This window comes from Snodgrassella sp. W8124, from assembly GCF_016100875.1.
In the GTDB taxonomy this organism is placed as follows: Bacteria; Pseudomonadota; Gammaproteobacteria; order Burkholderiales; family Neisseriaceae; genus Snodgrassella; species Snodgrassella alvi.
In genome coordinates this window covers 222,763-235,340 of the sequence record NZ_JACFRP010000002.1, presented here as the reverse complement: position 1 = coordinate 235,340, position 12,578 = coordinate 222,763, and the positions used below count along the sequence as shown (strand labels likewise).

General features: G+C 43.9%; 12 protein-coding genes. 4 read left to right on the top strand and 8 right to left on the bottom strand.

The window, feature by feature from the left end; translation table 11 throughout:
- Window positions 1-29 precede the first annotated feature (29 nt).
- Window positions 30-1,034, top strand: coding sequence for an MBL fold metallo-hydrolase (locus H3U73_RS09020; RefSeq protein WP_084551386.1), 1,005 nt, complete (start codon window positions 30-32; stop codon window positions 1,032-1,034).
- Between the two features lie 276 nt (window positions 1,035-1,310).
- Here H3U73_RS09020 and H3U73_RS09015 read toward each other — a convergent pair whose 3' ends face one another.
- The 5 genes from H3U73_RS09015 to earP form a co-directional block, all read right to left on the bottom strand.
- Window positions 1,311-1,964 (bottom strand): TetR/AcrR family transcriptional regulator, encoded by a 654-nt coding sequence (locus tag H3U73_RS09015; RefSeq protein WP_100126139.1) that lies wholly within the window; start codon window positions 1,962-1,964, stop codon window positions 1,311-1,313.
- A gap of 50 nt (window positions 1,965-2,014) precedes the next feature.
- Window positions 2,015-3,064 carry a UDP-N-acetylmuramate dehydrogenase gene (murB, locus tag H3U73_RS09010; RefSeq protein ID WP_084551385.1) on the bottom strand — a complete coding sequence of 350 codons (1,050 nt, stop codon included), beginning with the start codon at window positions 3,062-3,064 and terminating at the stop codon, window positions 2,015-2,017.
- The gene (locus H3U73_RS09005) at window positions 3,061-4,446 is read right to left on the bottom strand and encodes an MATE family efflux transporter (RefSeq protein WP_084551384.1); all 1,386 of its coding nucleotides are present in this window, start codon (window positions 4,444-4,446) and stop codon (window positions 3,061-3,063) included. Before H3U73_RS09005 ends, murB begins: the two co-directional genes overlap by 4 nt.
- Before the next feature lie 139 nt (window positions 4,447-4,585).
- Window positions 4,586-5,146, bottom strand: a complete 561-nt coding sequence (gene efp / locus H3U73_RS09000; protein WP_025331610.1) for an elongation factor P — start codon at window positions 5,144-5,146, stop codon at window positions 4,586-4,588.
- Window positions 5,147-5,189: 43 nt separating this feature from the next.
- Window positions 5,190-6,386: an elongation factor P maturation arginine rhamnosyltransferase EarP gene (gene earP, locus H3U73_RS08995; protein WP_232336252.1), complete on the bottom strand. Its 1,197-nt coding sequence runs from the start codon at window positions 6,384-6,386 to the stop codon at window positions 5,190-5,192.
- 420 nt (window positions 6,387-6,806) lie between these two features.
- On the opposite strand from earP, the gene gyrA reads away from it, so the two are divergent.
- The 3 genes from gyrA (at window position 6,807) to H3U73_RS08980 (ending at window position 10,659) form a co-directional block, all read left to right on the top strand.
- Complete coding sequence (gene gyrA, locus H3U73_RS08990; RefSeq protein ID WP_198190414.1) at window positions 6,807-9,410, top strand: DNA gyrase subunit A; 2,604 nt, start codon at window positions 6,807-6,809, stop codon at window positions 9,408-9,410.
- A gap of 166 nt (window positions 9,411-9,576) precedes the next feature.
- Complete coding sequence (locus H3U73_RS08985; protein WP_078475503.1) at window positions 9,577-9,774, top strand: (2Fe-2S)-binding protein; 198 nt, start codon at window positions 9,577-9,579, stop codon at window positions 9,772-9,774.
- A gap of 243 nt (window positions 9,775-10,017) precedes the next feature.
- Window positions 10,018-10,659 carry a rhodanese-like domain-containing protein gene (locus tag H3U73_RS08980; protein ID WP_084551382.1) on the top strand — a complete coding sequence of 214 codons (642 nt, stop codon included), beginning with the start codon at window positions 10,018-10,020 and terminating at the stop codon, window positions 10,657-10,659.
- Window positions 10,660-10,928: 269 nt separating this feature from the next.
- Here the strand turns inward: H3U73_RS08980 and H3U73_RS08975 are convergent, their stop codons facing one another.
- From H3U73_RS08975 to H3U73_RS08965, 3 genes are all read right to left on the bottom strand, one after another.
- A complete protein-coding gene (locus H3U73_RS08975; RefSeq protein WP_084586228.1) occupies window positions 10,929-11,336 on the bottom strand; it encodes a GNAT family N-acetyltransferase in 408 nt (135 codons plus the stop codon).
- A gap of 112 nt (window positions 11,337-11,448) precedes the next feature.
- Window positions 11,449-11,880, bottom strand: a complete 432-nt coding sequence (locus tag H3U73_RS08970; protein ID WP_198190413.1) for an NAD(P)H-dependent oxidoreductase — start codon at window positions 11,878-11,880, stop codon at window positions 11,449-11,451.
- Window positions 11,881-12,098: 218 nt separating this feature from the next.
- Entirely contained in the window at window positions 12,099-12,527 is a 429-nt protein-coding gene (locus H3U73_RS08965) for a MerR family transcriptional regulator (protein ID WP_198190412.1), read from the bottom strand.
- Window positions 12,528-12,578: the final 51 nt, after the last annotated feature.

The window sequence follows — 12,578 nt, the reverse complement described above, 5'->3', positions numbered from 1 at the left end:
GTAGCTGTATCAGCTAAAGACAACAGATAATGCTATTTAAGAAAAGAAACCCATATTACAATCCGGCTAAAAGTCACCATACACCTTACGGTTTCTGCAATCTGGAACCTACAGTCATCAAACCCCTGGAAGTCTGTCGCTGGAACTGGGAAAGGCATATCCATCATCTGCCTAAACCACCGCAAAACGGATATGAGCATTTTGCACGCGACTGGTATCAGAAACCGGACTTTACACTGAGCGGCAACCGGCTGTGGTGGATCAGCCATGCCACACTGCTCATACGTTTACAGCAATGTACCATTATTACCGATCCGGTATTTTCACAGCGGGTATCACCAGTAACATTTGCCGGCCCCAAACGCCGTACTCAGCCTGCAGCCAGTATTTCCCAACTGCCTTCAGTGGATGTTATCGCACTGTCACACAACCATTACGATCATCTGGATAAGGCAAGTATCCGCCAGTTAGCCGAACGTTTTCCGTCCATCACTGCCGTTGTTCCCCTAGGTTTGAAAAATAAACTGGAACATATGGGCGTACGTAATGTCATTGAACTGGACTGGTGGGAACAGGTGACGATTAAAGATATCCGATTTCATGCTGTACCGGCACATCACTGGAGCCAGCGCGGCATTTTCGACCGCAATCGTACTCTGTGGTGTGGCTGGATAATGCAGACAGCCGCGGGAAGTACTACCTATTTCAGCGGAGATACAGGTTTCAGCGAGATTATGTTCCGGCAGATTGCCGGGCGATTTGCCCCGATAGACATGGCTGCAATCCAGACAGGAGCTTATGCGCCCCGCTGGTTTATGCATAATCAGCACATAGATCCTTATCAGGCAGTAACAATTTTTCAAATACTACAATGCCGTCAGGCCGTTGGCATGCACTGGGGTGCATTTGAACTGGCAGATGAACCCATAGATGAACCACCACAGCTACTAGCTCAGGCCTGTGCACAACAGCAGCTGGACAACAGTCGTTTTGAAAGTATCAAAATGGGAGCCAGCCGCCCCATTCCTGATTAAATTAAACAATAATAAGAAATTTCATACCCGGCATATCGTTCTGAACGGAACTCACAGATTGCAAAATAAAAAATATTATCTTTAATTTTATTTAAATTTCAGTCTGCTACATCTGAAATACGGACTGACCAATTGATTGCCGTATTAATCAGTGCAAATTTATAAATATGCGTGCAGAAATAGTATAGTTTCTTAACTTGAACAAATGAAATACTGATAAAAAATATCGCATTAAAAATTCTGTTTAAGCTAAACCACTTTTATTTATTTTTATTTTCACACCTGATTACGCAAATCATTCATCATGCGACTGAATTCTTCCCGGTAGGCAGGGGTAACATAAGGTCGTAACAGAGTCAGAGTCTGGTGGGTACCACGAAATTTAGAAGCTTCAGTCAGTTTGCGTTCATATAAGGCACTGTCATAATCACACCAGTATTTGGTTATCAGCCAGATATTCACTGCCATTTCCTTGCGGGCAACTTCGTCTGTTTGTATAAAACCAATATCAGTCAGTTGCTGCAAGAGATTTTGCAGTAGTGGTGATACACGAACCCGGGTGAAATTATTGTGTTCACCCAATAATTCGGCACTGCGTGAAAGCATTGCATTTAAATCACTGAATAAAAAACGGTATTGCCACATTACATCATAAACACCAAGCATATAGTTCTTAATCGCTTCTGTGTCCTGTGGCGGACTGACCTGCTGCAGATAACACAGCAATTTCTCACTGTAGCGCTTGAATAACTGCATAATAATTTCATCTTTATTACGAAAATGATAATAAAGATTGCCCGGACTGATACCCAGAAAAGAAGCAATATGATTAGTGCTGATGTTGCGTTCACCCTCTTCATTAAACAGTTTCAGACTGGCATCAATAATGCGGTTATACGTATTGGGGCGTGATTCTTTCACCATATTAATTTCTTTCTGATTATGCAGTTTATCACCGAGCAAAGCATACAGATATTCTCTTAACCAGCCGCATGCGGCAAAACTTCCGGCAGCCAGACCGGTTCCGGTTCGAGCAATACCTGAAAATGCTGTGCTACACAGTTACGAACATATTTAGCCAGAGCAACTACATCGGCCGCGCTGGCCTGTTTTTTATTAACCAGTACCAAAGCCTGCTGCTCATGAACTGCCGCACCGCCAAGCTGATAACCTTTCAGGCCGCACTGGTCTATCATCCAGCCTGCTGCCAGCTTTACCTGTCCGTCAGGCTGTGGATAATGCGGCAAAGTCGGATATTGTTTTAATAGGCTTTCTGCCAGTTCAGCCGCCACAACAGGATTTTTAAAAAAACTACCGGCACTGCCAAGCACGCGCGGATCAGGCAGCTTCTGCCGACGGATACGGCACACTGCCTGTGCAACGATACCGGCAGTTAGAGGCTGCCCATGTGCTATCTCTGTGGCCACCTGAGCTAAATCACCATAATGCAGTTGTGGTGTAAAACTGCGGGATAATACAAACCGTACCGCCACAATGACATAACGGCCTTGCCGGTCATGTTTAAATACACTGTCCCGGTAAGCGAAGCTGCATTCATTCCGGCTAAGCCAGCACAGTTGCTGACTTTCAAGATCAAAACATCGTACAGCTTCAATACAGGATTGTACTTCAACACCATAAGCGCCGATATTCTGTACAGGTGCCGCCCCTACTGTACCCGGAATCAGACTGAGATTTTCCAAGCCGCACCAACCCTGTTCCAGCGTGTACTGAACAAATTCATGCCAGTTTTCACCGGCCGCAGCTTCTACGATAACCTGTTCACCATCATCCGCCACCAGCCTGATACCACGATTGGCCATACGCACCACCAGTGCCGGATAATCCTTACAAAACAAAATATTACTCCCGCCACCCAGCCACAGCACACTTTGCCGTTCAAACTGAGGCAGTGCCAAAATATCCGGCAACTGTTCAGTATTCGTTAATGTGACCAGCCAGCGTGCCCGTACCGGCAGAGCAAAAGTATTTAGCGGTTGTAAATCTGCATGTTCAATCACATTTATCATGATTTGCCTTCTGCATCTGTCAGCATAAATTTTTCACTTTTCCGGTGCAGATACCACACCAGTGCCACAGCCGCACCTGTCAATGCCAGCACCAGAGCCAGCCAGAAACCATAAAGTGCCATACCGAAATACAAACCAAACAAACAGCCGAAACCCAGACCCAGACCCCAGAAACTGAACGCATGAATCACCATCGGAATCTTAGTCAGCTTATAGCCGCGCAAGGCATAAGAAGCAATTGTCTGTGTTGCATCAGACAACTGGAAAACTGCTGCAAAAATCAACAGCGTACCGCCCAGTAAAATTACTTCCTGATCAGCTGTATATAAGCCTACCCAGAAATGCCGGAACAGCAGCAGCATGATCCCGGTAAAGCAGGCACCAAGCAGACCCATACACAACCCCACTCCGGAAACAAAGCGGGCACGCTGCCAGTTACGTGCTCCGGCTGCCTGACCCACACATACAGCCAGCGCAATGCCCACACTTTGCGGCAACATATAAATTAAAGAAGTAATACTGATTACCACCTGTTGCGCTGCCACCTGAGTGACCCCGAAACGGGCAATCAGCAAACTAATAAAAGTAAACAGACTCACTTCCAGAAAGAATGACATTCCGATCGGAATACCCAGACGCAACAAAGAAGCCTGTGTACGCCAGCGCGGCCACTCAAAGCGCGCAAACAGAGCAAAAGGTGCAAAATACCGCTGCCGTATAATATATATGCCTAGTGCAATGGCATTCAGCCAGAAACAGATAGCTGAGGCCAGACCACAGCCGGCGCCTCCCATCTGCGGCATCCCGAATTTTCCGTAGACAAAAATATAATTAAGCGGAATATTCAGCAATAGTGCAATCAGACTCACCACCATAATAGGTTTGGGGCGGTTTAAAGAAGAGGCAAAAGCATAAAATGCCCGGTGAATCATCGCTGCCGGCATACCCAGTGCAATATAGAATACAAACTGACCAAATACTGCATCCACATATGCACCCATATTCAGCCAGTGCTGCATTGGTATAATCATTGCCCACAGCAACAGCATACCCAGAACACCGAGAAACAGTCCGAACCATATTCCCTGCCGTCCCTGCTCTCCGATTTCCGTTGTTTTACCGGCACCGTATAACTGTGCCAGTATTGGCTGTAATGCCGTCATCACTCCCAGAAAAGTAATATACAGCGTAATAAATACATTCGAACCCAGAGCCACACCGGCCAGGTCGTTGGCACTGGCATGACCAGCCATTACAGTATCGACTACGCCTACACCTACCTGCGCCACCTGTGCAATAAGAATCGGCAACGCCAGCCGCAGCAATCTGCGACATTCAGCCAGCAACTCGCCCCGGCCGTGCTGATTCAGTTCAAACAACATGTTTCACCTACAAAATTAAACAATACAAACAACAAAATACCGTAGATCATCACATTCATCAGGCAGTTTACTGCTGCGATGCCAACAATAAAACAGGCTGCCTGAAATCATTCAGACAGCCTGCCAGCAAGAAAATCAGTTAAGCGCGTTTACGGAATTCAAAAGTACGTGAATCAATTTCCACTTTATCGCCATTTTCAATATAAGCAGCTACCTGAATCTCGGCACCACCTACCAAACGTGCATTTTTCATTACTTTGCCAGAAGTGTCACCTTTTACTGCCGGTTCAGTATATTCCACTTCACGCACGATAATAGTAGGCAGTTCTACAGAAATAGCGCGACCGTCATAGAAAGTTACTTCGCATTTTTCTTCCATGCCGTCTACAATAAACTTGATGGCATCACCGATGTTTTCTGCTTCCACTTCATACTGATTGAATTCATCATCCATGAAAACATACATCGGATCAGCAAAATAGCTGTAAGTGCACTGTTTGCGATCCAGCACTACCACATCAAATTTTTCATCGGCTTTATAAACCGTTTCTGTAGCAGCACCAGTCAACAGGTTTTTCAATTTCATTTTTACCACGGCAGCATTACGACCGGATTTATTGTATTCGGACTTCTGCACCACCATCGGATCATTGCCCACCATAAATACATTACCCGGGCGCAATTCTTGTGCGGTTTTCATCTTTAATCTAACTTCCAAAAATGTTCAGCAAATAATAAGTATATTATTTTAGCGGAAGATGGCTGAATCTGGCTAGTTTTTCCAGCGCATTGTCCTGCCCATGCAGCATTTCTGACCACGCAGCGGCTGATTTTACCCAACTTTGCCAATGCGCGCACAAATACTGCCATGCCTGTTCACATTTTAACGAACTCACAGCCCCTGCACCATTCAGATCATCCGACAAAACAGTAAACGCCTGTCTGAGTTCTGCCGGCCAGCCTTGCATCGCCTTAAACCAGAATGAATGCAGCTTTTGCAGATGGACATCATCATCCTGACGGTAAATATGCCAGAAAAACGGTAATCCTGCCCATAATGCCCGGACAAAACTGTCTTCACCGCGCACAATAGCCGCATCTGCCAGCCACAGCAAACGGTCAAAGGCCGCCTGTGGCACAAACGGAATACGTACCAGCGTCACGTTCCCCAGCTCACAGATATCCCCTTCCTGCTGCAGCTCCTCCGGTGCAATTAATTTTGCCGCACGTAAACTTTCAATGACCTGTCCGCCGGCAAGCCACAACGTTACCGGCGTATCCGCCTGCTGCCACATAGCCATCCATTGTGCCCACTGACCGGAAGTATAAGCAAATATCAGCCATAACTGCCCTGTATGCTGTAACGGCAAACCATATTCCAGCCTGAATGCCTGCTGAAGCTGCGGCTGCTGTCTGAATTTTTCCCGCTCAGCCAGATAATCCGGTTCCCGTAACAAACCGCCACTGTCCGCATCAATACCCATAAACCAGAAATACTTTTCCAGACCATTAGGCTGCAACGATGACATAGCATGTAAACCAACCGCCCAGTCTTCGGCGGTCAGATACTCCCAGTTCAGCCACAATGGCCGGCACTGCCTCATTCTTTCCAATACCTGAGGCGGGAGCTCACAACCAAACGTTTCTATTACCAGTACCGGATCGGCAGCAGCAGACAGCTGTTGCTGCATCATGGCATCGCCCTGCCATGCTTCGATAGTAATCCGTGCCTGTTTTTCCGGTGCCGGCACTAGCTTATTAAGTGCATCAGTATCATCAATCCACAAACGCACATGCATGTGCAGATATTCAGCCAGCAGACAGCTTAGCCGCCAGCCTACGCCTGCATCACCATAATTATCAATTACCCGTACAAATACCCATGCCTCTGCCATAGACTCATCCGACAGCATAGTTTCAGGTAAATTTAAAACATGCATTAAAATTTCCTTACAGACAGCACAACTTACTCACACATTCTCACTATTTATCCTTTTGTCAACCATAAAACAGACTTGACAAACTGATTTTATCCACATGAATTAAGCAACGCATACTGAACCCTATAAAAAGCAAAAATAGCTGCACACATGCAACTTATTTTTATATATATTTGTTTTTAAACAATTTTATTTTAAGGCTTATTTTTTAAGCAAGCACATCCAAGTCTTGATTTATAGGCAATTATGCACGCTCATCTTTCATTTTCCACAGATTTATCCACAAATATTGTGAGCATATCTTTAACCCCTTTAACAACAAGGTTTTTTATGCCAGATCATCCGCGCCATGAAAAATAATCAGAAACTAATTACCATTATGGTAAAATAAACCATGCTCTCTAAAGTAGTAAAGCCATTATGTCTGATGCACTTTTTGCCAAAGAAACCATAGCAGTATCACTTGAAGATGAAATGCGCAGTTCCTATCTGGATTACGCCATGAGCGTGATTGTAGGACGTGCCCTTCCTGATGTACGCGATGGGCTGAAACCGGTTCATCGTCGTGTGCTGTATGCAATGAACGAAGCGAATAACGACTGGAACCGGCCTTACAAAAAATCTGCGCGCATTGTCGGCGATGTTATTGGTAAATACCATCCGCACGGCGATACAGCAGTTTACGATACTATCGTACGTCTGGCGCAGGATTTCTCCATGCGTTATCTGCTGGTCGACGGACAGGGTAATTTCGGTTCCGTTGATGGCGACAGTGCAGCGGCTATGCGGTACACCGAAATCCGCATGACAAGAATTGCGCATGAGCTAATGGCTGATATCGAACAGGAAACTGTTGACTTTGTCCCGAATTATGACGGCAAAGAACAAGAGCCGGCGGTATTGCCAACACGTATTCCGACATTACTGATTAATGGTTCTTCCGGTATTGCCGTCGGTATGGCTACCAACATTCCGCCGCACAATATTAACGAAGTAATAGGCGGTGCCAAAGCTCTGCTGGCTAATGAAAACCTCAGTATTGACGAGCTTATCGATCTGATTCCTGCCCCGGATTTTCCAACTGGCGGTATTATTTACGGACTTTCAGGCGTACGTGAGGGTTATCGTACCGGTCGCGGTCGCGTCATTATTCGTGGTAAAACCCATATCGAACCTGTCGGACATCATGATGAACGCGAAGCAATCATCATTGATGAAATTCCGTATCAGGTAAACAAAGCCAGACTAGTCGAAAAAATCGGCGAACTGGTACGCAATAAAATTCTCGAAGGTATTTCAGACCTGCGCGACGAGTCGGACAGATCCGGCATGCGTGTGGTTATTGAGCTCAAACGCAATGAAAATAGCGAAGTTGTTCTTAATCAGCTATATAAATTAACTCAGCTTCAGGACAGTTTCGGCATCAATATGGTGGCTCTGGTAGACGGTCAGCCGCGCCTGCTGAACCTGAAACAGATTCTGAATGAATTTCTGCGTCACCGTCGCGAAGTTGTTACCCGGCGTACCATGTTTAATCTGCGTAAAGCACGTGAACGCGGACACTTGCTCGAAGGTCTGGCAGTCGCTCTGTCTAATGTCGATGAAATCATTGCCCTGATTAAATCGTCTCCTACCCCTTCAGAAGCCAAAATCGCTTTAACCTCACGGGCATGGCGTCCTGATCTGGTTAAAAACATGCTCGTACGCAGCGATATTGATGCAAAATTGATCAAGCCTCAGAATTTACCGGAAAATACCGGTCTGAGTGCTGACGGCTATTTCCTCTCCGACGCACAGGCTCAGGCCATTCTCGAAATGCGCCTGCAACGTCTTACCGGTTTGGAACAGGATAAAATTGTCGATGAATACAAAACTATCCTTGATAATATTGTCGACTTACTTGATATTCTTGCCAAACCGGCTCGTATCAACCAGATTATTCATGATGAGCTGACCGCCATCCAGCAACAATTCGGAGATGAACGTCGCAGCGAAATCAACACTTTTGGTGGCGACATTGCCGATGAAGACCTGATACCGAAACGTGACATGGTGGTTACACTGACTCACGGCGGCTATATCAAAACCCAGCAGGCAGATGACTATCAGGCACAACGGCGTGGCGGTCGTGGTAAACAAGCTACTGCCACCAAAGATGAAGACTTTATTGAAACTCTGTTTATCGCCAACACACACGACTACCTGCTGTGTTTCACCAGTCTGGGTAAATGCCACTGGATTAAAGTATACAAACTGCCTGAAGGCGGTCGCAACAGCCGTGGGCGGCCGGTTAACAACCTGATTCAGCTTGAAGAAGGTGAAAAAATTAACACCATTCTGCCAGTACGTGAATTCAGTGAAAATGAATACGTCTTTATGTGTACCGAACAGGGTATCGTTAAGAAAACCTCACTAATCGATTTCTCACGTCCGCGCTCAGCCGGCATTATCGCCCTCGGACTGGATGAAGGTGACCATCTGATTGGTGCGGTTAAAACTGCCGGTAAACACGACATCATGTTGTTTTCCAATGGTGGTAAAGCAGTACGTTTCAGTGAAGACAATGTTCGTCCGATGGGACGCAGTGCCCGCGGCGTACGCGGCATGAAACTGGCTGAAAATAATCAGGTAATCAGCCTGCTGGCCTATGATGCTGAAGAAGATGGCGACAAACTGGTACTGACCGCCACAGCCAACGGCTTTGGTAAACGCACTGCTGTCGATGACTACCGTCGTTCCGGCCGTGGTACTCAGGGCGTAATTGCCATCGATACCGGTGAACGTAATGGTGACCTGGTAGCCGCTACACTCGTAGCCGATAGCGACGACCTGATGCTGATTACCAGTGGCGGTGTACTGATTCGTACCAAAGTCGATCAGATCCGTTCTACCGGTCGTGCCGCTGCCGGTGTTAAACTGATTAACCTGGATGAAGGCGAAAAACTGGTCAGTCTGGAACGTATTGCTGAAGCAGAAGAAAACAGCGATAACGAAGTAGATATACTGGATACACCAGAAGCTTAATTCCGACATTTAAAAGCATGAAGCCGACTTTCCCAGTCGGCTTTATTTTTACCGGTATAAACATAATCAGCTTTCAGACAGCATAAATCCACTACTTGATAATAATAATGAAATCCACTATCATCTTTACCCACAAAAGAAACCAAACACACACAAAGGACAAAACATGTACGTTTGTCTGTGCAATGCCATTACCGATCGCCAGATAAAAGAAACTGTTGCTGCCGGCGCCTCAAGTCTCACTGATTTACAGGCTCAGCTTGGTGTAGCCACTTGTTGTGGCTGCTGTGCTGATTTAGCCAGCTCATTCCTGTCCTGCCATCAGGATCGTCAGATTAATTGCACCAAAGCGGATAACACATAAAAATTTGATACTCATACGAATAATTAACCGTTATTTTCTTTACTGCATTCTTTATTTATCAAACATTTCATATTTTTATCTTTTAACTAAATATAGATAACTTATTTATAATTAGTTGCGCTACCCGAATCAACAAAACCATATATTTTACATAAATCAACAAACAGGCATATAAGAACACATAAGCCTTTTGGTTTGTTTATTATGTTCAATGTTTTGTTTTTTACTTAAAGGGAGCAATAAATGAAAAAGAATAATCTGATAAAACACTATTTTCTTACATCAAGCTTAGCGATATTAATTACATTAGCATTACCTGCTACTGCAAAAACCACTACCAGAGTTAATAAAGCTGAAGTTGATCGTTTATCGAATTATTTTATAGCTCAGGATAAATCAGTCAGCAGCAAAATTGATTTTGATGGTTACATGAAATTAGCCGAAGAAGTAAAACAATACAGAGCTAAAAGACTTCTTCCTTTAAACCAATTTTTGGCCAAATCCAAAAATTCAAAAACCATTATTTTGGACTCCAGATCTAAAGAAATGTATGACAGAAAACATTTGAAAGGGGCTATTCATCTGAATTTCTCCGACTATAATCAGATTAGCCTATACAGATTAATTCCAGATAAAAATACAACCATTCTCATTTATTGCAATAATAATTTTATAGATGACCAGGAAAACTTTGCCAGTAAAATGGCAGTAACACCAAAAGACCTGAACGGACTGCCATCTTATCGTAATAAGATCAGTTTAGCCCTTAATATACCTACCTTTATCAATCTATACGGATATGGCTATCGTAATGTTTACGAATTAGGAGATCTCGTTTCTGTTAACGATAAAAGATTAAAATTTGAAGGTAGCGAAGTTAAATAAATCATTTATCCGCACAAATCATTAAACCCATCTATTCTGACTATTCACATGAGTAGTCAGAATAGATGACCGTACTTACTTTTTTCTCTCTGTTGATTGAAACCATACTAAGTTATTAACTTGCAGGCAAATACCAATATCACCTTCAGGAGCAAAACAGGAATCCGCCATCATAGCCCTGCACTTATTTTGTGATTATCGACCAAACCTGCCTGTCCGGCACCCGTCACGACAAAAGAATAATCAATAGCAACGAACTGTATTTACTATCATAACGGTTTCTTTAAAACCCATGCAGATGTATGAGCAGTAAAACCGATATGACCATAATAGTCGACAGCCTGTGGGGCAGCAATTAAAACAATTCCGGCATTCTCTCCAGTATTTTTCTGAATTTCCCGAATCAACTGCTTACCAATACCCTGCTTTTGATAGCGCTCATCAACAGCCAAATCAGCCAGATAAGTAATATAAACAAAATCAGTTAAACAGCGCGCAATACCTACCAACTTCTGTCCGTCCCATGCTGTAATAATTAAATTTGCATTATTCAGCATAGACTGAAAACGGGATTTATCCGTAATCGGACGCCGCTCCCCCAGACTGCAATTTCGGTAAAGATTCAGCGTTTCTTCGAGTTCGGGTTTGATATCAGAACGGTAAGCAATATTATTCATACATAATACCTCCAGTAAACGAACAAATTATTAACTTCACATACAGATACAGTGAAAAACTAATTTGTTCAGATGAAACCAACTAATAACCCTGTTCATGGTTCAGCATACTTTAAAATTTGTTTAGAAACTCAATATAATCAGCAGCACTTTGATTGATTGCCTGCGGAGTAATTGTTACTAATAAAGCATCTGTATTAGCGCCAAACAAAGAAAATGCACCCTGATAATTTGCTTTAACATAATGTAAAGTCATTTCATACGGACGCAGAACTGCTGTTAAATCATAATGTGCCCGATAATCCTGTTCCGAGCTTCCCATAGAAACAGCCAAACCGATTTTTCGATCTTTAAGCTGAGTCCCGCGGGAACCATATGCCCATCCGTAGGTTAAAACATCATCAAACCACTGTTTCATTAGTGGCGGGCAGTTAAACCAGTAAACCGGAAATTGCCAGATCAGACTACCATGTACCTCTACCAAAGCCTGCTCTTTCTCCACATCAATCTTACCGTCCGGATAAGACTGATACAGCTCATGCACCGTAAATTTTTCCGGAAATTTTTTTTACTTCTTCAATCCAGCGTTTATTAACTAAAGAATGTTCAATATCAGGATGCACTACAATAATCAGTATTTTTTCATTTTATTCCCCTTGGTTATTTGATTACTAAATATAAATAAAAATTAGCTTATCCGAACACATCCGAATTTCAGTTTACAGTACAGCCTGCACTTAAACCAGACGACAGAGCACAGCATTACAGACTATGGCCGTTGCTGATTAAATATTCAGCAAAACTCACCTGTTCAGATAAAAGACCCTGCTGCCGTCGCTGATACCATTCAATCTTGTCATTCAAAATCTGCAGATGTTTTTGCAGTTTTGCCTGCTGTTGCAAAAAATTATCACGAGTCTGTAACAACAACTCCAGCCGCTCAGCAATAGTTATATCCCCCTGACTGCGCAGCAACACATACTGCTGAAGCTGTTCCATACTCATACCGGTATTTTTCAGATGCAAAATAAAACGCATCCAATCAACGTCCTTTTCGGTATAGAAACGACGCTGATTGACAGAGCGCTGCGGAGAAATCAGCCCAAGACTTTCATAATACCGGACAGTTGCCGGCGTTAATCCGAATATATCCGCAAAAGCACGGATACTGTATTGTTGTGACTCTGTCATTCTTATTCCCATCACTAAAATAAAGCTCAAACAACTTAAAATATCATTTCA